The organism is Embleya sp. NPDC127516 (genome assembly GCF_044765325.1).
Lineage (GTDB): Bacteria > Actinomycetota > Actinomycetes > Streptomycetales > Streptomycetaceae > Embleya.
This window is the reverse complement of the sequence record NZ_JBIWJT010000041.1, coordinates 59282-82688: the sequence shown is the minus strand read 5'-3', so window position 1 is coordinate 82688 and position 23407 is coordinate 59282. Positions and strand designations below refer to the sequence as shown.

The following is a 23407-nucleotide window of genomic DNA, read 5'->3' as shown; positions in this document are numbered from 1 at the left end:
CGGCTTCGACGGCACCACCCGCTCGAACAACTCCCACAACTCGTCCGGCACCAGCCGCTCCACAAGCGTCGTCACACCCGCCAGAATAGCGAACATTCCAAATGAAACGACTTCTAAGCTGTGCTCGACCGTTGGGTGCCCGTAGCGAACTGGACTGGACCTCGGCGATCGCGGACGCCGCGTCGGTGCGAGCGAAAAAAGGGGGGTGAGCCGACCGGGCCGACCCGGTCGACCGCGGCAAACCCGGCAGCAAACTGCACGAACTGTCCGACGCCCAGGGCATCCCCCCGACGGTCGGGGTGTCAACGGCAAACACCAACGACATCCTGGCACTCAAGCCCTTGGTGCGCGGAATACCGGCCGTGCGGTCCCGTCGCGGACCGCGTCGTCGACGGCCCGTAAAACTCCGCGCCTGCAAGGCGTACTCGGATCACGAAAACCCAATGCCCCTGTCCCTCTCGGTGGGTCTCCTGGTGGGGGTCCCATGGGGATTGCGTAGATTTTCCCGCCCTGCGGAGGGATGCAAGGGGGCGCTTTCCGGATTCGCTCGATTACGCGGAGACCCTCCGCCGAGTTGCGTCCGAAGATCCGCTACCGGCCCTAGATATTTCCCGACATCCAAGTCTCGTGGTTCGCGCGCCCTGCCTGGCCCCGTCAATTCAAAACGCGTGGGAATATCACGACCTGGAGGCTCTCGCTCCCAAAGGAAATAATCTTGACCCGGTCGTGGCCATTTCAGATATTGACGATTTCCAAAACTCCGAAGAACACCGTCTTTGACGATGGATATCCTGGCGCTCCCACCCCCATCCACATGGGCGCCCCAGGTGAACCCGATGTCGGCCGTTATGATGTCGCGCGTCTGGGCGGGTGTCACTCCCGGAAATGTCGAAGAGCCCGGCCGCCCGTCGAAAAGTCGGATGTGCGTACGATCGTCGAGCCCGCCGTAGACCACCATCCTGATCGCCTGCAGGTCCGCGAAGACGGGCCTGGTGCCCAACGACGGATCCTGGTTTATGGGATGAGCGAAAAAATCCGGTGTCTTCAGCGAAGGCCCAGAGGAGACCGCAAAGTCGGGCAGGTTATCCGCCCGTAAGGAGCCGATGCTCTTGATGGCGAGGCGGTTTTCTCCCTTTCGGTTGACGTGCTCTTCCGGGCATCGGACCACGAGGTCATGGGCGAAAATGTCCATCCCGCCCTGCGGAGCGACGGCCACGGATGTGAACGTGCCGTCCTCCGAAGCCATGAACCCGACGTCCGACCGTGATTCTGCGGCGGGCATGACGGGGGTGAAACGCGAGCTTTCGTCCAGGCACCTTTTGCTACCGGTCTTGGGGTCTCGTCTCAGGGTGACCCTGATGTTGCCGTTCCCATACACATGACTCTGCGCATCCCGGTCGGTCCTACTACCTGCCCAGGTCAGCGTCCTTCCGTTGAGCGATAACTCGCCACTTGCCGCTATGTGGTCCATCGCGAGTTCTCCGTCACGGATGTACAGGGCCTCCCGATCAACCACGGGCATACCGAGAATTCGGCCTTCACTGATGATGAGATTGAGGCTGGCCTGCCGGGGAATAGCGGATGCCTCATCCAGAAAGGTGAAGAAAGTCGCCGAGGTGCTGGCTGAAACACCTGGAGCGTGAACGAGCATGCTTTCTGGACGTGGCGCAATGCGCATCGCCGCCCGGGCGTCTTCAGGCGCCCAGTTCAAATCGTACGAGTTGGTGAACGTGCCGTCGTCAAAGAAGTGTGGATGCATGTCCAACTTGAACCCGTTGTCGAGCGTGATCTCACCGGGTTCGACCGGGCGATCGACCTCGGTCTTCATGAACTCATGCGCATCGCGAAGTGACGAGAAGCGTCGGCTTTCAGGCCCCATAAACTTTTCACCAAAAATATGGATGGTTCATCGAGCGTCCGTTTATCTACACGCGGCCATCAGGGTCCGGAGGCCGACTCGCCGTACGGTGGCCGCATTCCGGCGAACGTCCTCAGGCTTCGCACCCGGATAGCGTGAGACGGTCTCCGGCCGGGAACAGGGCCTTAGGGCGGAGGCCGGCGGCGTGGCATCTCGAGGAAACGGCGACGCCAGAATCCGGCCGATCCGTTCTTCCCCTGGTGCCGATACGGCCCACGATCCTGCGGCTGCATTCCGCCGGGCCGGATAATGTCCAGCCAACGCACTTCGTGCAGGGCAATCAGCAGGGAAGAGGCCGTCGAGGGATCGATCCACCAGACCTGGCCGGGTTCCGACGTGCGCGGCCGGGACAATCCCCCCGCGGGCTCGTAAAAGGAAGCCACAAGAACGAGCGGCGTCGCACAGTGCCACACAGGCGGCGGCTCCGGAGCAGGTCCGCGGTCGCGCAGGACCCGGGACTCGTCCGGCGTGCTGTACTCGAACATCTCCCCGGCCATCAGCAGCGACTGAATATCCACCCGGGCTCGGCAGGCATAATCCAGCCGAGCACTCAATCGCTGCGCGTCATCGGTGCAGTCCCCGTAGCTCTCGATGAGGAGCCCGAGAAGCCCATCGGGTGTCTTGGCGCGTAGACGCCGCCCGGCACACCGGACTTCCACATAACGAGCCACGCTGTCCTTGCTCGCCGACTCGTCCGGCTGTTTCAGGAAGTGATCAGCCACGACATCCGCCACTCCTCGGAGATTAATCCACGGAAACTCAGCCTGAGCCTGCGGGCCGAGCTGCGTCCGTAAATCATAGCGGAATCTGATTGTGCCCAGATTTTCCGACAAATTGGTCAAAATGCAGCCGACAAGCGCTGTCAAATACGATTATCCGGTGTGTTCCACCAACTTGCCCATGACACCACGGATGGGCTGCCTATCGGTGTGCTTCTGCTTCATCACCGCGTCGATGCCCGGGTCGGCCCCGGTCACCGAGATGCTCTCGCTCGACCCGTCGAAAAGGTCCTTCGCCCCGGTCTCGGGCCGGCGCACCACGGTGGCCACGCCCGGCACCTTGCGCCCGTTTCCACCGTCTCCGGGGCGAAGTTGAGCCAGCCGCTGCTCTGGGGGGTAGTCGGCGCCGAGGCACTGGTCGAGAGGGCGATGTTCCACCGGCGTGGATCCATTTGAAGGGCGACGATCAGCTCGCGGACTTCCACGATGATGCCCAGTCGGCCTCAGGGGTGTGCCGGATAGGTCAGGAGTCCGTTGTGGAGCCGCGCGTTCTTGTTCAGGATCGCCGGCTTCGCCGTCGTGGGCGACATGATGTCCACGACCTCGACTCCTCTGACGATCAGCGCATCGGTGATCAGCCGGCGGTGACAGCGCCATGGGACCGCCTCGCTGCACATGATCGCCGGCCGTTCGCGGCGGGCCAGTTCGAGCAACTCGTTCAGTCCCTTCTCGAAGGAATCGCCCGCCATGTAGTCGGCGTAGTCACGGAAGGCTTTGACCCGCCAGGCACCGTTCACGCTCGACACGCCCTCGGGGGTATGCCGCCGACCGCCCAGCTTCGGGATCCACCGGTATTTGATATCGGGAGGAAGAGCGTCGATGATCGCGCTCTGGTTCCACTGCGGAAACTTCCTCGACGAGGGGTACGAGCGCACATCGACCAGGCAGGTGATCTCATTGCTCCGCAACATCTCCAAGATCTCCGTGAAGTCGCGCGTCGAATGCCCCACGGTGCAGATACGGTTCGTCATCCTGCCGCCTCACCGATGCCACTGCATCGCCCGCCTCATCTGCCGGCCGACTGCTTGCCTGCCGTACGAGCCCCACGCATCCGACGTCCCGGCCCCATTCAGGGTGCTCCCGGGGGTTCCTCCAGGCAGAAGACGTCTGCCTCTGCGACTGGCATTTCACCGAGAAAGCGGATCGATCATTGTCCACGGACTACCCGGCGCGGGCCGCCGCGAATGCCCGCACACTGACCGAACTGGGAACGCGGCTGGTGCGATGCCGTGCCTGCCCGCGCCTTGTGGCGTGGCGCGAGGAGACCGCCCTCGCCCAAACGTCTCGCGTTCGCCGACTAGGAGTACTGGGCGGCCGGTGCCCGGGTTCGGACCCGCGGACGCCGCCATGTTGATCACGGTTCTCGCGCCCGCCGCGCACGGTGCGAACCGGACGGGTCGGACGTTCACCGGCGACCGGGCCGGCGACCTCCTGTACGCGACGCCGAGCTCGGCCTCACGTCCCGGGCGACGGCGACGGCATCGGACGACGGTCTTGAACCGTACGGGGCCAGGGTCACCGCACCTGTGCGCTGTGCTCCGCCCGCCAATCGCCCCACGACCGGCGAAAGAGACACCTGCCGCGCCTGGCTGGTCCGGGAGGCCCGGTTGATGCAACCGACCGTACGCTCGGTCGTCGTGCTGGGCGCCTTCGGCTGGCAGGCCGCGCTCCCGGCCCTGGAGGAGGCCGGCTGGAGCGTGCCCCGGCCGCGTCCGGCGTTCGGCCACGGCATTCGGACGACTTTGCCGGCGGCCGGCGGGAGGGGCGCTGCGGTGACAGTGTTCGGCTGCTACCACGTGAAGCGCCACGTGTTCACCGGCCGGCTGACCCCAGCGATGTCGCGTCAAGTGCTCGCCGAGGCCGCGCACACCGCCGGGCTCCCCATCGGACGAACGGACCCGGGGTGCAACCCCGCTCCGGTACGACCGGTGAGCGTCCGGCAACCGGAGAGTCGGGACGCGAAGGCCACTGTTTCCCGAATGACATCAAACGCGATCGGGCGCTTTTCGGCCCAGTCCAGCTCACCGTTGTGTCCGTGTACCCGCACTATCACCCACCGCATCGGCCGCTGGTTCGCGCGGCGGAACGCCAAACTCGCTGCGGAGTGGTGCGTCGGCCCCGCTGATGCCGTCCGACGTACCGCCCATGCTCGATGCGCGCGGTTCACGAGACGGGCGAGGAAGGCTCGTCCACCACCTCGCGCGGGCCCGCCCGCCGCGCATCGGGTGCGTGACGGGGAGCGTTTGCCTGGTCGTCGTCCGGGCACCGGGGCACCGGGGCCGCGGCGGACCGCGATGGAGGCTCCCCGATCATTCGGCCCATGCGGGGGAACCTCGGGGAGACGAATTACGACGACGGGTGGCAGCCATACCCGACACCCCCTGGCTGTCTCGATCATACGAATGACCCGACTTCCCCACTGAGAAAGGTATTGGGCCCATGGGCGCGGAGCAGGCTATCGCGGACTTGGTCACGGCGGCGCAGAAAGTCACGCAGGAGACCATTGACCGGCTCAAGGAAAGCGACGACCAGGTCACCGTCGAACTCGGCGAGGCGATCGACGCGGTGCAAGGTGCCGGCATCGGCAACGTTGATGACCTGCTGGTGGGGAACTCGGTGAACGTCCAGGGCCGGAATGAGACCAGCAAGGCATCCCGACTTCCGTAAGGCTCCTTTCCAGGCTCCCGCAGCCTGGTTGGACCCACGCTGGGGGATCTCGTCCCGCTGAGGGCGACCTGTCGGATGCCTTCGCGGGATCGCCGAGGCGGCCGATCGGGGTGGGCTGGCCTGACGTGGACGTGCTCTCGGACGGCGCCGGTGGTCCGGCGGCACGGGAACTTGCGATCGGCCTGCTCCAGCGCCGGATGAACCGCACCCGCGCAGTCGCGCCGCGCCTGGCCCGGCCCCCGCCTCGTTCGGTCTCCGCAGGGTCCGCGACCGCCGCGAGACGACCCGTCGCGAATGCCTCCCGCGTTAATGACGCGCGGCAATTCGGGTGAGGCGCGATACGGCGGTGCCGTCGCCGCCGCGCGTCCCCCGGGCTTTCCCGGCGCGTTCGCCCGCGAACTCGCTGCCCGGACAGACTCGTTCGTCGAGTGGGAAGCCGTCGTCGTGGGTCTCCACGCCGTAGCCCGCCGCGGTGGACTCGCCGGCGACGGCTACCCGTAGTGGATTGCGATGCTCGGCTCCCGTGCTCCCCGTGACGGCGCCTGCGGGGGGAGGCAGGTACTCGGCGCGGGCACGCACCCACAGTGCTTGGGCTGCAAGGACCGGAAGCAGCACGGGTTCATCGCGTCGCCTTCTTGTCCGGTCCGGATGTCGGGTCCATCACCTCGTCGGGCATCGACGCGGCAGAGTTCCCCTCTGCACGCAACGCCTCGATGGCTCCCCGGCTGCCGTTGGTCAGATCCGCGCCCACCGCCTGCAGCAGCATGACCAGCGCGCCGGTCGCGAGGAACTGCGCCAAGGCGTCCGCGTCTGCCTCGGTGGCCTGGTCGACTTCCTCCAGCACGCCGGCGAGGAAGGTTCGGCACCGCGCCGCGATCGCTTCGTCGGCGCGTGCCGCGGCACACGCCTGCACCCACAGCCCGCTGATGACGCCGTCGGCGATGAGGCCGCGGAAGCCCGCGCCCATCGCCTCGAAGGGCTCGTCCGGGGAGGCCACCGCCGTCCGCCGGAAAACCTCACGAACGCGGGCCTCCATCTCGTCGATGCAGGCGAGGAAGAACGCCCGCTTGCTCCCGAACAGCCGGAACACGTACGGCTGCGACACGCCGATCTCGTCCGCGATCCGTTGCACCGCCGTCGTCGTCAACCCATGGTCGGCGAACACTCGCATGCCGGCCTCGATGGCCTCGATACGTCGTTGTGCTGCCGTGCTGCGCGTTCCCATGACCACATCTTGACAGAAGTAACTACGTACTAACAACATCGCCGGTGATCACCCCGCTCCGGCCGCCGGCTGAAGCGTCGGCCTCCTCGCCCCGCCTGCAGCAGCGGCACTGCGTGAAGTGACTCCACCTCACACACTGTCACGGCTACCGATGAGCGTCTTGAGGCCGAACCCCAAGAAGAGGAGGACAGACACCATGACTGGAAACACCGACGTTGTCGTGATCGGCGGCGGCTACGCCGGTGTCATGGCGGCCAATGGCCTGACGCGGCGCGACGACGTCAGCGTGACCCCGATAGAGGCCCGAGCTATGACCGACCACGTCACCGACCCGGCGACCGACGCCTTCGTGACCCACCGCAACCTGCTCTTCACCGTCGCCTACGAGATGCTGGGATCGGCCGCCGACGGCGAGGACGTCCTCCAGGAGACCTGGCTGCGGTGGGTCAAGGTGGATTTGGGCCGGGTGAGCAACCAACGGGCGTACCTGGTGAGGATCACGACCCGGACGGCACTGAACCGGCTGCGCACCATGAAGCGCCGCAGGGAAGCGTACGTCGGCCAGTTGCCCGAGCCGCTGCTCATCACGTCGGACGTTGCCGAGGACGTCGAACTCGCCGAGAGCATGTCGAGGGCACTGCTCGTCCTCGAAAGCCTCTCCCCGATCGGGCGGGCGGTTTTCGTGCTGCGCGAGGTCTTCGACGTCGGGTACGACGAGATCGCCGGAGCCGTCGGCAAGAACCCCGATGCCGTCCGACAGATTGCCCACCGCGCCCGCCGGCACGTCGGCGCCCGCCGACCCCGGAGGACGGCCTCCCCGGGCGAGACCCGGGCGGCACTGGAGTCGTTCCAGCGCGCGCTCAAGACCGGGAACCCGCAGGAACTCCTCGCCGTGCTCGCGCCCGACGTCGTCCTGCTCAGCGACGGTGGCGGCGTCAAGCGCGCCGCGCTCAGGCCCGTCATCGGGCCGAGAATATCGTCCGCTTCCACCTCGGCGGCACCTCCAAGGTCGCGGCCACGATCACCTGCACCCACGTGCTACGGGTGGTCCTGCACTACGACGGCGACTACGACATGATCGCCGCCGTCACCGGCCAACCCACTCGATGGGTTGCCCCCGCCGGAACAGTCGACTGACGGCGAGCGCTCCGCGCCCTCTCCGGTCGTCCTTCGATCGGGCTCCGCTCGAAGTTCCTGTGAATGTGGTGCCGCGGCCGGTGGCCGGGGCCGGTGTTCGGCGTCGGGGCGCGATCGTGGCATGCGGCACGGCGCGACCTCGCCCCCTCGGCGCGTACGTTGCCGAGGAACCCGCGATGCTTTCCCGAAAGGTCTTGGCACCCACCGATGGCCCCCAGACTGCCTCGCCGCTACAAGGACGCGACCCCTCTGGGGGCGGGAGCCAATGGTGACGTCTGGCGGGCGTTCGACACGGTCCGGGGTGTGGCCGCTGCTCTCAAGATTCCCAGGCTGAAGAAGCTCAAGGGAGCGCAACGGGAGCAGGCCCACGCGGCGTTCCGCCAGGAAGCCGGGATAGCCCGCTCGCTCGACCATCCCAACCTGGTCGGAGCGTACGACCACAGTGACAAGCGACGCCGTCCCTACCTCGCGATGGAAGTCGCCTCGGGTGACACCGTCGAGGAACTGGTGCGGCGCGGAGGTGTTTTCTCCGCCGACTGGGCGGTGCGCGTGGCGTCCGAGGCCGCCTCGGGTCTGGAGGCGATGCACAAGGCGGGGTATCTGCACCGGGATTTGACCACGGCCAACATCATCGTGGCCCGATCGGGCAGTGCCAAAATCCTTGACTTCGGGCTCGCGGCCAGCGTGCGCAGAGACGTTCCGGACCGAGCACCGACCCACAGAAACCTCAGGTCGTCGGCGCCCGAGCTGCTATGGCGCACGGCGACCGACATCCCCGACCGCGGAACACCACAAAGCGACCTCTACTCACTCGGCGTCGTCATGTACGAAATGCTCGCGGGACGCAGCCCGTTCACGGACAAGTCGCTGCAGACGTGGGAGCAGCGCCTGGCCACGCCGGTCGTGCCGCTGGAGCAGGTTGTCCCGGATCTGCCTGCGGGGCTTCACCGGCTGGTCGGACGGCTCATGGCCTTCGACGCCGGAGCCCGTCCGGCGAGCGCGGCCGAGGTACGTACGGAATTGGCCCGTCTGATGCCCGGAGCCGTCGCGCATACACGCGGTTTCGGCTTGGCTGCCGCAGTCGACGACGGCCCGCGGATCGAACCGGCTGCGGCGGCGCAGCGTGTCGGCGAGGCCGGACTTGGGGCGGGCTTCTTGCCCGCCGCACGGGTGCAGTCACAGATATCGGAACGAAACCCGACACAGCCGGACCTGCGACCCGGGGCTTCGGCGGAGCTGTCCAACCAGCCAGGGCCGACGCCGCGCGGGCCGGACGGACTTGGCAAGTCGTGACCGGGTGATGCGGTGACGATCTTTCGGTGGGTGTCGGTGGGGTTGCGGTGGATCGGAGCGGCTCTCGGGGCGTCGGTGGTGGTCGGTAGCGTCTTCGGTCATGACCATGAGATTGACCGATGCCGAGATCGACGATCTGGTTCCCCGGTTCGAGGCCTTGGACCTGGGGGAGTGGGACCGGAGCGCGGTGGAGCGTGCGGCCGCCGATCTGGGGTGGACGCTTCGTTCCGGAGACGATAGGGGGCTGAGGTTCGAGGGTCCGTTGTCGGGCGGGTGGACCTTCGCCCATCGAGGTCATGTCCACGGTTCGCCGCGTGAGGGCTGCTTCACCCTGTTGGAGTGCGAGTTGGCGCGCACCGAGGATCAGGCCGTTCTTGCAGCGGTGTTCGAGGCGGGCAGGAGGGCGGTCGAGGCGCGCGTCGGGCCGGCGCCGATCCGGCGCGGTCCGGGGCCGGTGTTGCGTTGGCGCCGCGAGGAGACCCTTCTGGAGCTCGAGTGGGGCAGGGGAGCGGTGCGGTTGGCGCTGTTGGCGGCGGTGGTGGTCGAGAACCACGAGTACCAGGTCTCCAGGTGGAGCGAACGCGACGACGCGGTCGCCGAGCTCGGGGTGTGGCAGGCTCTTGGGCTCGGCCGTGCGGGGATGGAGGACGTGTTCCTGCCGGGCGGCCACCAGGCCCAGAGTTGGGAGGAGTTCGGCCGGGGGTTGGAGGAGACGCTGTCGGCGATGGTGGGGGACATGGGCCGACTGGACGACGAACTGGTCCTGGTGATGCGGCCGAGGACGGACGAGGACAACCCGAACCCGGTGCAGTTGATCTGCAACGGTCGGCTGCTGCACCTGGAGGCGAGCACCGCGGTGCTGAGCCCGTCCACACTCGCCGGATTGGGCTGGCGGCCCGGCCCCGAGGCCGAATTCCACATCCTCGATCTCCCGAACCCCCGGCCCCGGGACGCGGTGTCCGCGGCGCGGACGCTGGTGGCCACCCTGCGCGCGCAGGACGTGCAGCTGGACGATCTGCGCCACACGGCGTGGCTGAACAGGAGCGACTGCATGCTGATCCTGTACGGGCTGGGCCTTCCGAGCCTCTGAGCGACCGGAATGCGCCCAACTTCTCGGGTGGCGTGGTGGTCGGCGGCGGATGATCTCCGTGACCGTTCGATCACCTTCCGTGTTGGGGTGGTGTCGTGAGTATTCGTCATGTCGCCTGCGCGGCCGTCCTGGCGTCCGTCGCCGTGTTGCCGACTGCCTCCTTCGCGTGGGCTGCGCCGGTGGATCGGGACTGCGCGGACTTCGCCGCCCGCGAGCCGGCCCAGGCCCCGTTCGATCTCGACCCCTCGGATCCGGAGCGCCTGGACGCAGACAACGACGGCTTGGCCGGCGAGGACCGACCCTCGGCCCTCGGCGGCGCGTCGACCGCGACCACCCCCGACACCGTTGCCGCGCCCGGAGCGCGGAGCGACACCGACCGTCCCGGCCCCGACCGGTGTCGTCGAGGCGGCCGAGGCGGTGACCGCTCGCACCCCCGTCGGCGGTGTGGACACCGGCTTCGGGCCCGTCACGCACGACGACGACGCCTGGTCGGCAGCGGGAGCCGTTCCTTGATCGCGGGTGGTGCGTTGACCGGCGTCGGCGCCTTCCTGGTCCGCCGTCGGTGCGTGTCCTCGAGCGTGGCCTGAGCAAAGGACCGAGCGCCGGGGCATCGGCGTGGGCTTTTTCCGGGGGCCGGCCAGACTGTGGATCGAGACAACTGCAGGCCGGATCCGGCGCGGCGACACCGGGTGACTCGTCCACGGGCGGCCGTTCTTCCTTTCGCCGGCCGTCCGCGCCACGAACAGGACCGGCTCCGTCCGGGCGTTGCCGCGGCCGGAGCCATGCTCGTTCATCCTTCGTGGGGCACGGCCCGCACGACACGCCACGAGGCGAAAAAGTGTGGACCCGCGGTGGGCACCCGCCCACCGTTACATCAACCCGGCCTCCGGTGCGGGCACTTCACCGAACGAGACCAGCGCGCCCGCGCGAACGGGAGACCCCTGGGAGCAGGGGTCAGCGGTAGTCGTCCTCGTCCGGTTCCACCACCCGCGCTTGTTCGACCATGTCGGCCTCGTCCGTGGCATCCGGTTGGATGCGCGTGAGTCGGTCGTCGAGCCGCGGCGTGAGGCCGGCGTGTCGTTCCGCCGCGTCCGCCTCGGGAACCTCGACGTCGATCTCGACCACGTCGGGATCCTCGTCGAAGGTCTCGGGGTCCGACGGGTCAACAGTCATGGTCGCCTCCCGGTGGACGGCACCGTTGTCGTTGCCGCGTCGATCACGACACTAACCACAGAAGAACGAAAGACCCGGGAAGTCGCCGTCCGACACCGTGACGTGGCGCCCACACCACTGCGCTCGAAACCGATGTGGCATGACGCGTCCTCGGACGGCGAGGGCCGGGAGGACGGGTGCGTCCAGTACGGCGCCGCCGGGAGGACGGGTGCGTCCAGTACGGCGCCGCCGCGCGTTCGAATCCGGTCCGGTCGGGCGCCGAGGGCGGTTGCCATCATCATCGACTCGCAGTCGGTCAAGGCCGCCGCAACGGGGGCAAGGACAGCCGCGGTTACGACGCCGCGAGAAAGATCAACGGCCGCAAGCGGCACCTGGTCGTCGACACGCGGGGCTTCCCCTGCCGGTCATGGTCACCAGGGCCGACCTCAGCGACCGCGACGCGGCCAAGGAAGTGTTGTTCAGGCTCAGGTTGATGCACCCCGAGATCACTAACGTCTGGGCGGACTCCGCATACGCCGGCGCCCTGATCGAGTGGGCAAAGACCTACCTGAGGCTGACGATCAAGACCGTCAGCCGGCCCAAGAACGCGGTCGGTTTCGTCCTGTTGCCCCGCCGATGGGTGGTCGAAAAGTCACTGGGCTGGATCATGCACGCCCGCCGACACGCGAGGGATGACGAGAGGCTGCCCCAGCACAGCGAGGCTTTGATCACGTGGGCCGCCATCACCCTCATGACGAGGAGGTTGACCCGGCCCGGCCCGATCAAGGACCGTTCCCGTCACGCATCGCCGGGGGCGGGGTATCGCGTCGACTGCTCGGTCACGACATCGGCGACGGGGCATTCACCCGGGCCTCCGAGGCCGGCATCCGATGTCCCTCCCGCTCCGACCACGGCGGGAGCATCTCGCGCGTGAACAATCTTAGGTCGGCAAGGTCCGGATGCCGGTCCAGGTTCCACAGCCGAAGTTCCGTGCCACAGTTCCCGGGAACCCATCCGAGTCGCTGCGCGCCCTCGATCACTGCGGCAACCACTCCCGGCGTGACCACAGCCGACTGCTCGAAGACCGTCGACACGCGCCGCCCATCCCCTTCCGCGCGTTCGATGAGGAGGACCATGTATCCACTATCGGGTGAAACCACCCAGCGATAGCGCTCCCCGCCGACCACGATGATCCGTGTGCCTTTTTTCGCAATGGCCATGCCGTCGACCCTCCCACGAACCCGGCGACGCCAGAACCTGATTTTCAACCAGCGTCCGGAGTTGACCAACCGGTGCTCAGCCGGCCAAGTACCGGTGGTGGAGCGCCTCGACGAGCGCATGGTCGACGCCGAGTCGTTCGGCGGCATAGCGGGTGAGCGACCCGTATGCGGCGGCGTTCTCCGCCAGGAACAGTCGCATCGCGGCCTCCGGTGCGCGGCCCCATCCGGGCCAGGTGATCGGCCGGTCGGGATGGTCGGCCCGTCGATCGGCGACGAGGCGGTCCCTGGCGAGTTCGGTCAGGACGTAGTCGGCGACGATGTCCTCCTCGTCCACGCCCAGCAGAGCCAGTACCAGTGCCGCGATGACGCCTGTGCGGTCCTTCCCCGCCGCGCAGTGGAACACCGCCGGCGGGGCGTCGGCGGCCGCGAGGATGTCCAGCACTTCGCGAATCTGCGCCACACCGTCGAGGGCCAACTCGGCGTAGCGGTCGGCGAGGAAGCGAGCGACGTCGGTATCGGGCCCGAGTGACGCCTGGTCCCACGGCCGGTGCTCGGTGCATACGTTGTGGTAGACGAAACTGGCATGTGCGGGGATACGACCGTGCCGGTCGGCCTCGTGGGGATACCGCAGGTCGACGACAGTGCGTACACCGAGCGCGAAGAACTGTTCCGCGTCGTCGCCGCCGAGGTTGCCCAACGAATCGGAGCGGTACAGGCGTCCCCAGGCGACGGTTCGTCCGTCGGCTGCGGCGTAACCACCGAGGTCGCGAAAGTTGTGCAGGCGTCGAAACGGTATGTGGCGTCGCATGATCGCCGACCCTACCCGCCAACTGCGGCGGCCCGGTGGCGTCGCTCCATTCGCGCGGGGGCGCGACGCGATCGCCCTGGCGCGCAGCGTTGGGTTACTTTCGCGTGATCATCTCGGTGCGGGCGGATCGGGCCTGTGCTCGGCGGCCTACCACGCGCCCTCTCGTGGGTTGGACCCGCAGCGACTGCTTCGGGGATTGCAAACAGCTACTCACGGTCTCGTCGGCCTCTCGAAGGCCGCTCTGGGCGTTCGCAGGTGGATGATGTCGGCATTGCCCTGTCGTACGCGCACTCGGTTGCGTCCACGACGTCCCGGTGCGCCGCAGCAGGAACGCGACCGAGGGGTGACGGAACGACTTGCGCCCGAGCACGACCGGGGCTCATCTCGTCCTCGAGGCGGGAGCGTCGGGGGCTGGGTGCGCGTTCAGGTTCCGGTGTTACCGTCGTGCCCTACGGCCGGTGCATGCCAACCGGCCGCGTCCGACGCGGGCCGCACCCCCGGCAGAGGACGAATCACGAATCCGTTCTCCTTCAAGGTGTGGGCCAGGGCCTCCTGCGCCGCGACCGGGTTGAGCGGGTGCAGGTACGCGGCTTTGCGCTCCAGGGGGGAGCGCCACCCCACCGGGGTGGCGGGGGTGGTCGCGTGTGGGAGCGGTTTTCGGGTCGGGGAAGGGAGGTTCGGGCCTTCCCCAACCCCGTCGCCGAGTCTCTGCTGGACCGGCTGATCAACACCAGCCATCAGGTCATGAACGGACCCAGCTACCGGCCCAACAAGAGGCCGAAGAACCCCGCCGGCAAGATCGACACGTCGCCGATCGGATAGCACCCGCCTGCCGGCACGGGGCTGCGGCAGCGCTACTTGTCCGCAGCCCCGTGATCTTGGACGATCACCTCATGCCTGAAGCTCCTGACATCCCCACCGCCTGGCGACAGTTACTGGAGCGCACTCCGGGAACCCGGCAAGGGGACCCGCTGGTCGTCGAAGCCGCGCATGTCGAGCCAAGGCTCCGCAGCCTCTACCCATGGCCGAGCCACGGCACCCTGAAATTCCTGCGATCCGCCCCGCCCTGGGATCGCTCGGACCCCGACGACCTGCCGTTCATTGTCTGCGGTGGGCCGCCCTACAAGGTCTACTCGACCGGATACACCACCCTGCTCGGCGAAGCAGACACACCAGAGGAAGCCGCCGCCCTCGTGGTCGCTCATCTCCCGTCCGACGGCGCGAACTCAGACGAGTAGACCAGGCCAGCGCATGGGGAATTCCCTGACCAACACCCATGGGGAATTACGTGACCGTCCACACGCGGACAAAGAACCTGCCCCCGACCCCGAGCCTCGGCCACCACCGTGCCGCAGCGGATCCCTGATCGGCGCGCGACCCACCGCAGCTCGTGGAGCGTGTCTCACCCGTCGAAGCGCGACCACGGGAACGGGTGCGCGCCCAGTGGCGTCAGCGCCTCGCGATCAAGCGTGCCGAAGGCCGCGGGTCGCCTCTCCCTTGAAGGCGACCTCCGCCGAGGTGGGGTGGGAGTCGTCGAGGTGCTGCTCGGGGCGGCGTTCATGCTCCTGGGTGCCACGAGTTCTTCGACGACAGGTTGAAACCCGCAGGGAAGGTCGTCCTGGCGGAGGCGGAGGCCGAGGCGGAGGTTTGGTCTTGGACTGCGGGCCCTCAAGGGCGTCTTTCGGCTCTTGATGTCGACCGAGGCCGCTTCCGCATGGGGGGTGGTCGTGGCCTTGGTCAGTTTCCCGGCCATGGTCGGTTTCCTGGCCCTGGTGGCGTACTTCGGTAGGCACAACCCGACCGGACCGGCCCGTCGGGGGCCCGTACCGGTCCCGGACTCTCCGGTGTCGAACGTGCTCATGCAACGTCACGGTGCACTGGTCGGTGACCTTGGCTGATCTCGCGCCATTCCAAGTTCGTCAGGGCGGCAGAATCCGAGCGTTTCACCTGGCGACATTCGCCAAGTGGAGCGCTCGGGCACACATGTGGGGTGTGGCTCGATCAGCTGAGGCGGCCGATGTGGATGACGACGATGGTCAAGGTGGTGTCGGTGATCTCGTACATCACCCGATACCGGCCCACCTGCATGCGCCGCAGGTCGGGGGAGCCGTACTCGAACGTGCCGTGGGGGCGCGGGTCGTCGGCGAGGAGGTCGACGGCGTCCATGAGTTGGCGCAGGCCGTCGGGGTCGTCCTTGAGGAAGCGGGCGGCCGTGTCGATCGCCGCCTCGTCCCAGACGATCACGTACCTCAAGCGCGGTCCAGCCCGAGCCGCGAACGCACCTCGTCGTGCGGTACGCCCGTCGTCGCCCGCTCGGCCTGGCGGGCGCGGTACTGGGCGAGGGCGAGGGCGTCCTCGAGGTCGGCGAGTTCCTGGGGGTTGATGAGCACGGCGGCGGCCTGGCCGTGGTCGGTGATGGTGATGCGTTCGCGGGCGTGCGAGGCCCGGCGCACCAGCGATCCGAACCTGGCGCGGGCCTCGGTGATCGGCAGAGTCTCACTCATGTAAGGAACTGTACACTTCACGCTGCTTGAGGCTCCATGGTGGGCTCTCGACCCCGCCCGGAGCCACGGACCCGGGCGGGCACGGCCACTGCGAGCGGGCGGCGCGCCCCTGCAGGGGCGCCTCGAGGGTTGCTCGCCGGAGGTCCACCCGGGCCCGTGGCGTCACGCGCTCCGCGCGACGCGTGCACCGGGCCGCCGCGGTGTGTTCTCCGGTCGGAGAATGTGGTTGCGGCAGGTCGTGCGGATGCGGTGATACTCCTGCATGAGTAGAGACGCCGAGGTCATCGTGCTGGCCCGCCATGCGGACGAGGTCATGGAGCCGCTGACCCGGCAGGACACCGAACGCACCTGGCATGGCCATTTCGTGCCGATCTCGGGCCAGTGGGGCTTCGACTTCGGGTGGGCCCTGGAGTTCGACAAGGTCCGGGCCCGCCACGGCCTGCTCAGGCATCTGGAGTCGCTGCCGTGGCCGTATCCGGGAACGGTGCAGGTGCTGCTCCGCGACCAGGACGACGACTGTTTCGGGTTGTGGATGTTCCGGGACGGCAGGCTCGTGGAGGTCGCCATCGAGCGCACGGAGCGGTTTCACCGACCCGCGCCGCCCGACGAGCGGTTCGAGCCCGCCCCGGGGATGCTGCTGCGGACCGACCTGGGCGCGGACCTGCCCGAGCAGACCCCGGAGGAATTCCGCGATCCCCGCCCGGCTTGGTAGGCCCTCGACGACGACCTCGTCGGGGCCCGCCGCTCGGCGCCGAGGGCCGGCCTTCGATCCGCGCCGAACGGCCGAAGGTGTGGTGGCAACGCCGTCCGCTGTCGCAACTTGGTAGCAGACCGCGTCCTTTCGGGCCCGTGATATCGGCCGCCGCTGAGCCGGGTTCGGATTCGATACCGAGTTCGTCGAGTTGCTCGTATTGTCCGGGCTTCAGCTTGGCCCCCACGGCCGCACCCCGGGGTCGCTGCGTCCGGGCTCCGATGTCGTCGCCGACGGCGTATCCGGGGGCAGGCTCCTCGAGGGTGCCGCCGCATTCGAGGCGCGGTCGTACCTCGTTGGCGGCCCTGTGTCAGGCGATGGTCCACCCGTCGGGCCGGAATCGCGAGGGCCGGCGCAGAAACGGCCGCGTCTCCGCCTGGCCGCCGGGGGACTGCTCCTGGACGACGGCGCCGAACCTCACCCTGGACTTGCTCCGCGAGACCGCCGCCGACATCGCGGGCCTGCGCCTGGTCACCGTGGACCCGCTCAACCAGCTCCTCCCCGGCACGACCGGCCTTGCCGGTCCCGATGTCCGCCATGGTGTGGCCGCGTTGCGCCGGTTGGCGGCGGATCTGGACGTGCCGGTGGTGGCCGTGTGGGAGACGAGTGCGGACGAACCGCTCGAGGTCGGCGCGGCGTTCGCCCAGGCCGACACGGTGATCCATCTGACCCGCGAAGGCGAGCAGGCGTTCGCGATCGTCGCCGAACGCGACCTGGGCCCAATCGCCCAGGCGGCCCTGCACGCCGACCTGGCACACGTCCGCTTCACCGACCTCCCACCGGCGTCGACCGCCTCGAACGGGACTGGCCCTGCCGGGCCCGCGGGCGCGGCGCCCGCCTATACCGCCGAGCCCCCATCCCCGCTCCTCGCGAACGAGCCGAGACCCGACAGGACCGGCCCGCGCCGGCTCACCGGCGACCCCCCCCCGCACGTCGACCGCGCCCGCACGGGGAACCGCCCGCCCGGCGTCGACCGCGTTGAAGGCCCAGGCCGCGTCGAAGCCGGTGCGCAGGGTTGTGGTGGACACCGACGAGGACCCCCTGCCCGGGGCGATCGCCGGCGCGGTCGCCGAGGAACTCGCGGCCGCCGAAGGCGACATCACCGCTGCGAGCGAGGCGTTGGCCCGCCGGGCGATCCCGGACGTGATGGAACTCCTCAGGCTCTCCCGGGCGGGTTCGCGGTACGAGCACACGTGGTATCCGCCGTTGCCGGAGTTGTTGCGCAAGCGCAGCAAGAAGGAGTCGGACGCGGTGTGGGAGGCCCGCCCCAACTGGCGCAACAGGCACCTGCCCACCGGGGATCACGAGGTCGTCGCGCTGGACATGAACGCCGCCTACCTGTCCGCGCTCAAGGCCCACCTGCCGATCGGCCCGCTCGAACACCGCGCCGGCCCGGAGGTGGACGACTTCGACGGACCGCGCAGCCGCGAACGCCGCCGCGCCGGCATCTACTTGATCGCCCCCCGGCCTGGGAGCACGACGATCTCCCGAACCCGCTCGGTGACCGGGACGAGCAGCCACCACCCTCATCGAAGTGGCCGGCAACACACGGATCGTCCCCGACTGCCGCCGCCCCCCAGGTTCCCTGCTGAACCGGACCACGCTCCTTCGATCGCGGTTCGCGACGCTGCCGTCGCCGCGCCCGAACGATCACGCACGGGCCCAGGTGCATTGCCGGTCGTGACTCGGGTAGTCGTCCGGTGCTGCCGGCTTCCCCGTGGTCGGCACTCGCGCGGTCCGACTCCCGCTCACCCCCGTCCGGCCGTCGGACCGCGCCCTTTCCGAAGAGGGAGTCGCCCGGATTCTGCCGGGTGGTTTGCCTATCCGGTGCGCAGGCTGATGCCGAAGTTGTTCAGGATCGTCCGGATCGGTACGTACGAGACGCCCTCGAAGCATTCCGTCGGGCCCGCGACGCCGTCGCCCTCCGGCGGGCAGACCACCCAGGTCCCGCACGAGGCGCTGATGATCCCGCGGGCCGTCATTTTCGGTCCGTACGTTCCGTCCGACGACGCGACGATGGGGCCGCCGCTGTCGCCCAAGGCGAGGGCAATGTCCGCCGGGAAGACTCGCTTCGCCTGCACGCAGGGAGATACCCGGACGCCGGTGTTGATGTCGCACGTGGTGTCATCGTTGATGATCTTCACGTTGCATCGGATGCCGGACATGGCCCCGGAGCCGCAGATGTAGTCGCCGGTCCAGTTGGTGGCGGATCCGTCCACGATCTTGCCCCACTGGGTGTCCCAGGGGCCGTCGTAGTAGTACTCGACGGAATATCCGTTGGCGATCTTGATCACGGCCGCGTCCATCGACGGGCGAGCGCCCCAGACGTCGCCGATGGGTTCTTCGGCCCAGTCACTGGAGAGGCCCTGCGCGCCGCAGTGGTTCGCCGTGATGAGGAATGACCCGGCTCCGGAATACGCGCCGAACCCCGGGGAGCAGAACTTCTTGGTGGGGGTGTACAGAGCGGCACCGCCCTTCCACGGGGAGGCGTCGTTCTGTCGCGTTGCCGCGGGCACGGGGGCGGGTCGGCGATGCAGGATCACGGGAACCTTGAGGTCGGCCGTCATTCGCCGGCCGATGTCGGACTCCGCGGCGGGTGGTTCGGCGGTGTCCGTAGCGAGGCCCGGTTGCAGCGGTGCGGCCTCGATGTCGTAGGCCACGTCGAGTCCGGTCCCGTCCGAGAGGGCGGTGACGGACCCCGCCCGCAGACCTCGTGCGGCCAGGGACGCCGGGTCGCGGGTGTCCTCCCGGGCGAAGAACGCGTCGCGGGCGACGCTCAGTTCATGCTTGGAGTACGGCGCCGGCAGGATCCGACCCGTGATGCCGCGCGGCGCGGCGTCAAGGATCCGACCGATCCTGGCGGGGGCCTCCCCCTTCCAGTAGACGGATATCTTGCCCTGCTCTGCGTCCAGGACGATCCCCGCGAAGCCCGGGACGTCCTTCCGGCGATCCTCCGGCGCGTTGATCAGCTGATCGGCGATGCGGCTCAGGACGGCCGAGTTCCTAAGGATGAGCCGATCCTGCGGGGTGTCTCGGAGTTGATTCGATGGGGTCGGGTTCGATGCACCGGGCCCGTCCGTCGCGGATGCGGTCGGAATCCCGGCCGTGAGGCCGAGCACCAGAGCCGCGGACACGAGCAGTGGAATGCCCCGTAAGTGACTTTTAGAAAACGTCGATCCATGATTCACCATTTTTCCATGGGATTCGATCGGCGGAATTATCGGGTTCGCGGCCGCCTCGAAAGAGAGCGGCTCTTTCCCGACTGCTCGATCCAACCGGATGGATAATGATGGCGACAGGAGCTTTCCGGCCATATCGACTACTGGGAGTGACCCGCGACGAAATCGCCTCGAACAGGAAGACGGCAGGGTCCGGCCGTTCCCTTTCCGCTCCTGATCACACTCAGGACTGGGTGACGCTCCCGTCGCCGGCGACACGGAGTTGTGCGGTGTAGTCGACTCCGCAGTTCCCACCGCGGCGGCTCGTTCGGGGCGTGATCGTGAGCCGTGAGGCCACGGGATCGCCAGTCGTCGAGGTACTCACCTGCACCGTCGTCTCCACGGGCTCCGCCGTCAGGGCCGAGTCGAGGACCCGACCGACTCGACCGGACCCTTCCCGGGCGGGCAGCAGCGTCACGGACGGTTCCTCGCACGATCCCGCCCGGCAGAGGCGTATGGAGATGTCGGTGACGCGATCGGCGACGTCGGGAGCGATGTCGAACATCAGGGAGGGCGACTTGTCGGCGGTGCAGACGGTATCCGGATTCGATGCCGCACACCCTCCCAAAACAACCGTCATGACAACAATGGCTGCGGTCTTCGATAATCCTCTGTTCACGACTCGATCCTTCCATAGGGCCGTGCAGAGGCGAACCATCCCGCTTCGAAAGCAAGTGCCTGTGATGACGTTCGCGCGTGAGCGTTCGAATCGCCGGATCCCAACCGCATGACGTCAGAGTGACTCAATCCAAGCCCCCGCTGCCGCCTGATGCCGGTTCATTCCTCGAAGGGTGGAAGGTCGTCGTCGGCGTCGAGACCACGACGGAGCAAGACACGTTCGATGCTGTTGCGACCCCCCACGTCCTCCAGCGCGTAGGCGTGTCCGGCGTCGGCGACTCGGCGGTACAGGCGTTGGGCGCCCTCCCGGTCCCCCGCTCCCTCCAGCAGCCTGCCCAGGCGTGTCAGTACGCCGGTGTCTTCGGTGTCGGCGGCTTGGCGGTAGAGGCGTTCGGCGCCTTCGTGGTCCCCCACCTTCCCTCGCATCCAGGCCAGGATTCCTAGCGCGTCGAGGTTTCCGGCGTCGGAGGCTTGGTGGTAGAGGCGTTCGGCGCCTTCCAGGTCCCCCGCAGCCCCCAGCAGCCGGGCCAGTCCTACGAGAGCGCGTGTATCGCACGTGTTCGCCGCTTTGCGGTACAGGCGTTCGGCATGGCGGAGCCGGAGCTGTCGACTGCGGCTTCTGCGAGGTTGACAGTGTCGTCGGTGGTGCGGGCGTGGTCGTGGGCGGCGATTCAGAACGAGGTATCAGGGCACGAGGTGCTGCGGGTGCGCCGTGCGTGTTGTTCGAGGTAGTCGGCGAGGTGGTGGGTGGGTCCGTCGCTGGTGGCGTCGCGGGTGCGTCTGCGGGGTCGGATGCGGGGCAGGGGTGCGATCTGGTGTGGGCGAGGGCTTGTTCGAACCAGTCGTCGTCGAGGGTGTCGGATTCGTGGTCGGTGAGGTAGGCGTCGGCGGCGTCCTCGAGGAACGCCTGTCGCAGGACGGGTCCGTGGCCGAGGCGTCGGGCGTCCATCGCCGCTTCGAGTACCGCCCGGGCGGCGGCCGGCGCCCACTCGAGGCGTTTGAGCAGCGCGAGCGCCCCCGCCAGATACTGCGTGACCCACCCGTCGTCACCGGCCGCCAGGGCGTTTGCCAACCGCGGATCCTCCACGGCGCGTGCTCGGACGGCGTCCAGGTCGGTACCGGTGAACACCTCCGGAACCCGCAGATCGGTGCCCGTCAGCAGGGCCCGGGCCTGGGCGTGCGGATCCGGCTTCCCAGCCGCGGGGATGGCAGTCAGGGTCGTCCAATGGGGGTCGGGCCACAGCGTCGCCAGCACCAGCACCGGGCCGCGGGACCGGTCGCGTAACAGTTCACGCACCTCGGCTGCGACACGTTCGCCGACCCCGACAGCTCCCAGATAGAACTGGGCCTCGTTCAACCACACGACCGTGCGCGGCCCGACGGCCGACAGCTCGGCCAAGGCGGCCTCAGGCCGTCCGGGGGCGAGGGGATGCCACAACCGCCACCCGTCCGGCACAGCCCGGAGCGCCTCCCAGCAGGCGCGGGTCTTGCCGGTGGAGGACCCGGCCACCAACGTGACCATCACGTTCTCCCCGCCGACCGCACGGTCGACCTCCTCGCGCAGCACCAGGTCGTGGGCGCGGGGCACGTACACCGGGGGGTCGCGGGCGATGCGGCGCGCCTTGGCCCTGGACGACTGCCCGACCGAGGCCCGCGCGTCGCTCGCGAGGCTGCTGTCGGCCGAACCGGTGCGCCGATCCCTGGACCTTGCGCGAAAGGGCCGACTTCGCGCCCGCGCGGTGGCGGGCAACGGCGCCTCCACCGCCGCGAGCGTGCGCATCCGCTTCGACTGCCTCGGGATCCTGGCCCGCGCCGGATCGGTCCCGGCCGTCCTGCCCGAACGCCCGCAGATTTCCGACCTCAAGGCGCCGGTGGGCGCCGCCAACGCTCGCTGCCCCGGACCTGGCTGACCGCGCACGCCGACCGTCCCGGCGGCCGACGCGGGCCGGGTCCGGCTGTTCGCACTGATCGGCGTCGTCCTGGAGACGGGGGCCAGGGTGGGCGAGTTGTGCACGCTGCGCCTGGACGACCTGGACGAGGACGCGGGTACGGTTCGGGTCGTCCGCCGTCCCCCGGGCGCGTTCGGTGACCCCCGCGGTCGTCGAGGTGCTGCCGTTGTCCGCGTCGACCCGGGCCGCAATACGGCGGTGGCTGGATGTGCGCGAGGAGCTGGTGAGGCATGCGCGTCCCGGCCCGGCAACCGTGCTGCCGGTCGTCGAGAGCAATCGGAAGCCAACGTGATCAGCCGACCCGCATCAGCCCAGCCGATGCCTCACGAAGTCTGGATACGGATCCCCCACTTCGATGGTGTTCTCGTCGAGGCCGTTGCCGATGCGGAAGCGATCCGCATCGAAGGCGAACTCCACAGCGATGGTGCCATCGGCCAGGTCCTGTCCTGACGGACGCCATTCGAGCAGGGAAGCTTCGCGGAGTTCCTGGCCGACGAACGGCTCGAGCCGTTCGTCGGCGCTGGACCATACAGGCGTGAACTCTGACCACTCCCAGCCGGTGATCGCCGCGGTGGTGTCGATGGTGTTCCAGCCGATCGACAGCTCATCGAACTTCCAGTGGCAGATCTCGACTCGCACGCCCTCAAAGTCCAACACCACCGGGCATTCAGCGAACCACTCCCCGTCCTCAACAAAGCGCACCAGCGCGAACCCGGTCAGGCGCCGCCCGCCCAGCTCCGCCAACCGTGGTCGGTGATTCTCGCGGACGGCTTCGAGTCCGACGAGGAAGGTTGGCTCGAAGCCGGAGATGCCCATACTCACAACCCCGGATTCTCCAGAACTTTCAGGGACACAGCCATTCATTTATGATCAGGCCCGGAGAGTCTCGTTTGACGACTCGGATTCCACAGAGTCGGGTTCGCAAGCAGGCCCTCCACCAGGCCCTACGTCCACCGGCCGCCCTGGATCGGTTAAAGGTCGGGCTCTGCCGCCAGAATCGCGATGATGTCCCCGCCCTTCAGGTGTTCTTCCCGTCTCAGGCGGTGCATCTCCCGGGCCGTCTCGAACCGACGCGGAT

The 23407-nt window shown here is 68.3% G+C and carries 21 protein-coding genes and 3 pseudogenes; 10 read left to right on the top strand and 14 right to left on the bottom strand.

Annotated features, from left to right (window positions below; translation table 11 throughout):
• Window positions 1-430: 430 nt before the first annotated feature.
• From ACIRL2_RS45395 to ACIRL2_RS45380, 4 genes are all read right to left on the bottom strand, one after another.
• On the bottom strand, window positions 431-1828 hold the full coding sequence (locus ACIRL2_RS45395) for a hypothetical protein (protein WP_402240605.1): 1398 nt from the start codon (window positions 1826-1828) through the stop codon (window positions 431-433).
• Between the two features lie 215 nt (window positions 1829-2043).
• Complete coding sequence (locus ACIRL2_RS45390) at window positions 2044-2640, bottom strand: hypothetical protein (protein ID WP_402240603.1); 597 nt, start codon at window positions 2638-2640, stop codon at window positions 2044-2046.
• A 150-nt stretch (window positions 2641-2790) separates the two neighbouring features.
• Window positions 2791-3075, bottom strand: coding sequence for a hypothetical protein (locus tag ACIRL2_RS45385; RefSeq protein WP_395872897.1), 285 nt, complete (start codon window positions 3073-3075; stop codon window positions 2791-2793).
• Window positions 3076-3140: 65 nt separating this feature from the next.
• A complete protein-coding gene (locus tag ACIRL2_RS45380; RefSeq protein WP_395872898.1) occupies window positions 3141-3668 on the bottom strand; it encodes a DUF488 family protein in 528 nt (175 codons plus the stop codon).
• 179 nt (window positions 3669-3847) lie between these two features.
• On the opposite strand from ACIRL2_RS45380, the pseudogene ACIRL2_RS45375 reads away from it, so the two are divergent.
• Together ACIRL2_RS45375 and ACIRL2_RS45370 are read left to right on the top strand one after the other, a co-directional pair.
• Window positions 3848-4580 (top strand): annotated as a pseudogene (locus ACIRL2_RS45375) (uracil-DNA glycosylase); the annotation flags it as partial.
• A 556-nt stretch (window positions 4581-5136) separates the two neighbouring features.
• The gene (locus tag ACIRL2_RS45370) at window positions 5137-5364 is read left to right on the top strand and encodes a hypothetical protein (RefSeq protein ID WP_395872899.1); all 228 of its coding nucleotides are present in this window, start codon (window positions 5137-5139) and stop codon (window positions 5362-5364) included.
• A 619-nt stretch (window positions 5365-5983) separates the two neighbouring features.
• Here the strand turns inward: ACIRL2_RS45370 and ACIRL2_RS45365 are convergent.
• Complete coding sequence (locus ACIRL2_RS45365; protein ID WP_402240600.1) at window positions 5984-6589, bottom strand: TetR/AcrR family transcriptional regulator; 606 nt, start codon at window positions 6587-6589, stop codon at window positions 5984-5986.
• Window positions 6590-6899: 310 nt separating this feature from the next.
• Between ACIRL2_RS45365 and ACIRL2_RS45360 the strand changes: the two are divergent.
• The 4 genes and pseudogenes from ACIRL2_RS45360 to ACIRL2_RS45345 all read left to right on the top strand — a co-directional run.
• Window positions 6900-7678: pseudogene (locus ACIRL2_RS45360) on the top strand (sigma-70 family RNA polymerase sigma factor); the annotation flags it as partial.
• A 111-nt stretch (window positions 7679-7789) separates the two neighbouring features.
• Entirely contained in the window at window positions 7790-9019 is a 1230-nt protein-coding gene (locus ACIRL2_RS45355; protein ID WP_402240597.1) for a serine/threonine-protein kinase, read from the top strand.
• Window positions 9020-9119: 100 nt separating this feature from the next.
• Window positions 9120-10109 carry a DUF6301 family protein gene (locus ACIRL2_RS45350; RefSeq protein ID WP_402240594.1) on the top strand — a complete coding sequence of 330 codons (990 nt, stop codon included), beginning with the start codon at window positions 9120-9122 and terminating at the stop codon, window positions 10107-10109.
• A gap of 95 nt (window positions 10110-10204) precedes the next feature.
• The gene (locus ACIRL2_RS45345; protein WP_402240593.1) at window positions 10205-10696 is read left to right on the top strand and encodes a hypothetical protein; all 492 of its coding nucleotides are present in this window, start codon (window positions 10205-10207) and stop codon (window positions 10694-10696) included.
• Between the two features lie 367 nt (window positions 10697-11063).
• Here the strand turns inward: ACIRL2_RS45345 and ACIRL2_RS45340 are convergent, their stop codons facing one another.
• Window positions 11064-11282 carry a hypothetical protein gene (locus tag ACIRL2_RS45340; RefSeq protein ID WP_395872903.1) on the bottom strand — a complete coding sequence of 73 codons (219 nt, stop codon included), beginning with the start codon at window positions 11280-11282 and terminating at the stop codon, window positions 11064-11066.
• Between the two features lie 231 nt (window positions 11283-11513).
• On the opposite strand from ACIRL2_RS45340, the pseudogene ACIRL2_RS45335 reads away from it, so the two are divergent.
• A pseudogene (locus ACIRL2_RS45335) lies at window positions 11514-12195 on the top strand (transposase); the annotation flags it as partial.
• Here the strand turns inward: ACIRL2_RS45335 and ACIRL2_RS45330 are convergent.
• Window positions 12101-12481 carry a hypothetical protein gene (locus tag ACIRL2_RS45330; RefSeq protein WP_395872943.1) on the bottom strand — a complete coding sequence of 127 codons (381 nt, stop codon included), beginning with the start codon at window positions 12479-12481 and terminating at the stop codon, window positions 12101-12103. The pseudogene ACIRL2_RS45335 and the gene ACIRL2_RS45330 sit on opposite strands and share 95 nt — an antisense overlap.
• A gap of 76 nt (window positions 12482-12557) precedes the next feature.
• Window positions 12558-13289, bottom strand: a complete 732-nt coding sequence (locus tag ACIRL2_RS45325; RefSeq protein ID WP_395872904.1) for a tyrosine-protein phosphatase — start codon at window positions 13287-13289, stop codon at window positions 12558-12560.
• 893 nt (window positions 13290-14182) lie between these two features.
• On the opposite strand from ACIRL2_RS45325, the gene ACIRL2_RS45320 reads away from it, so the two are divergent.
• Window positions 14183-14527 carry a DUF6193 family natural product biosynthesis protein gene (locus tag ACIRL2_RS45320; protein WP_402240590.1) on the top strand — a complete coding sequence of 115 codons (345 nt, stop codon included), beginning with the start codon at window positions 14183-14185 and terminating at the stop codon, window positions 14525-14527.
• 763 nt (window positions 14528-15290) lie between these two features.
• Here ACIRL2_RS45320 and ACIRL2_RS45315 read toward each other — a convergent pair.
• Both ACIRL2_RS45315 and ACIRL2_RS45310 read right to left on the bottom strand, forming a co-directional pair.
• On the bottom strand, window positions 15291-15542 hold the full coding sequence (locus tag ACIRL2_RS45315) for a type II toxin-antitoxin system RelE/ParE family toxin (protein ID WP_395872907.1): 252 nt from the start codon (window positions 15540-15542) through the stop codon (window positions 15291-15293).
• Complete coding sequence (locus tag ACIRL2_RS45310) at window positions 15539-15793, bottom strand: type II toxin-antitoxin system Phd/YefM family antitoxin (RefSeq protein ID WP_395872908.1); 255 nt, start codon at window positions 15791-15793, stop codon at window positions 15539-15541. The genes ACIRL2_RS45315 and ACIRL2_RS45310 overlap by 4 nt, the downstream gene beginning before the upstream one ends.
• Window positions 15794-16055: 262 nt before the next feature.
• Between ACIRL2_RS45310 and ACIRL2_RS45305 the strand changes: the two genes are divergently transcribed.
• Window positions 16056-16505 carry a hypothetical protein gene (locus ACIRL2_RS45305; protein ID WP_402240587.1) on the top strand — a complete coding sequence of 150 codons (450 nt, stop codon included), beginning with the start codon at window positions 16056-16058 and terminating at the stop codon, window positions 16503-16505.
• A gap of 349 nt (window positions 16506-16854) precedes the next feature.
• On the opposite strand, the gene ACIRL2_RS45300 is transcribed toward ACIRL2_RS45305, so the two are convergent.
• The 3 genes from ACIRL2_RS45300 to ACIRL2_RS45290 all read right to left on the bottom strand — a co-directional run bounded on the left by ACIRL2_RS45300 (window position 16855) and on the right by ACIRL2_RS45290 (window position 20806).
• Window positions 16855-17034, bottom strand: coding sequence for a hypothetical protein (locus tag ACIRL2_RS45300; RefSeq protein ID WP_402240585.1), 180 nt, complete (start codon window positions 17032-17034; stop codon window positions 16855-16857).
• 1330 nt (window positions 17035-18364) lie between these two features.
• Entirely contained in the window at window positions 18365-19678 is a 1314-nt protein-coding gene (locus ACIRL2_RS45295; RefSeq protein WP_402240582.1) for a hypothetical protein, read from the bottom strand.
• 861 nt (window positions 19679-20539) lie between these two features.
• A complete protein-coding gene (locus ACIRL2_RS45290) occupies window positions 20540-20806 on the bottom strand; it encodes a hypothetical protein (RefSeq protein WP_402240581.1) in 267 nt (88 codons plus the stop codon).
• A gap of 1061 nt (window positions 20807-21867) precedes the next feature.
• On the opposite strand from ACIRL2_RS45290, the gene ACIRL2_RS45285 reads away from it, so the two are divergent.
• A complete protein-coding gene (locus tag ACIRL2_RS45285; protein WP_402240579.1) occupies window positions 21868-22290 on the top strand; it encodes a hypothetical protein in 423 nt (140 codons plus the stop codon).
• A 345-nt stretch (window positions 22291-22635) separates the two neighbouring features.
• Here ACIRL2_RS45285 and ACIRL2_RS45280 read toward each other — a convergent pair whose 3' ends face one another.
• Window positions 22636-23145, bottom strand: a complete 510-nt coding sequence (locus ACIRL2_RS45280) for a hypothetical protein (protein ID WP_402240616.1) — start codon at window positions 23143-23145, stop codon at window positions 22636-22638.
• Window positions 23146-23407 lie beyond the last annotated feature (262 nt).

Bases quoted from the DNA above. Each gene is read 5' to 3' on its own strand.
- ACIRL2_RS45395 (WP_402240605.1), bottom strand. From the start codon at position 1,828: ATGAAGACCGAGGTCGATCGCCCGGTCGAACCCGGTGAGATCACGCTC.
- ACIRL2_RS45380 (WP_395872898.1), bottom strand. From the start codon at position 3,668: ATGACGAACCGTATCTGCACCGTGGGGCATTCGACGCGCGACTTCACG.
- ACIRL2_RS45370 (WP_395872899.1), top strand. From the start codon at position 5,137: ATGGGCGCGGAGCAGGCTATCGCGGACTTGGTCACGGCGGCGCAGAAA.
- ACIRL2_RS45365 (WP_402240600.1), bottom strand. From the start codon at position 6,589: ATGGGAACGCGCAGCACGGCAGCACAACGACGTATCGAGGCCATCGAG.
- ACIRL2_RS45355 (WP_402240597.1), top strand. From the start codon at position 7,790: ATGTGGTGCCGCGGCCGGTGGCCGGGGCCGGTGTTCGGCGTCGGGGCG.
- ACIRL2_RS45350 (WP_402240594.1), top strand. From the start codon at position 9,120: ATGACCATGAGATTGACCGATGCCGAGATCGACGATCTGGTTCCCCGG.
- ACIRL2_RS45340 (WP_395872903.1), bottom strand. From the start codon at position 11,282: ATGACTGTTGACCCGTCGGACCCCGAGACCTTCGACGAGGATCCCGAC.
- ACIRL2_RS45330 (WP_395872943.1), bottom strand. From the start codon at position 12,481: ATGGCCATTGCGAAAAAAGGCACACGGATCATCGTGGTCGGCGGGGAG.
- ACIRL2_RS45325 (WP_395872904.1), bottom strand. From the start codon at position 13,289: ATGCGACGCCACATACCGTTTCGACGCCTGCACAACTTTCGCGACCTC.
- ACIRL2_RS45320 (WP_402240590.1), top strand. From the start codon at position 14,183: ATGCCTGAAGCTCCTGACATCCCCACCGCCTGGCGACAGTTACTGGAG.
- ACIRL2_RS45310 (WP_395872908.1), bottom strand. From the start codon at position 15,793: ATGAGTGAGACTCTGCCGATCACCGAGGCCCGCGCCAGGTTCGGATCG.
- ACIRL2_RS45305 (WP_402240587.1), top strand. From the start codon at position 16,056: ATGAGTAGAGACGCCGAGGTCATCGTGCTGGCCCGCCATGCGGACGAG.
- ACIRL2_RS45290 (WP_402240581.1), bottom strand. From the start codon at position 20,806: ATGCGAGGGAAGGTGGGGGACCACGAAGGCGCCGAACGCCTCTACCGC.
- ACIRL2_RS45280 (WP_402240616.1), bottom strand. From the start codon at position 23,145: ATGGGCATCTCCGGCTTCGAGCCAACCTTCCTCGTCGGACTCGAAGCC.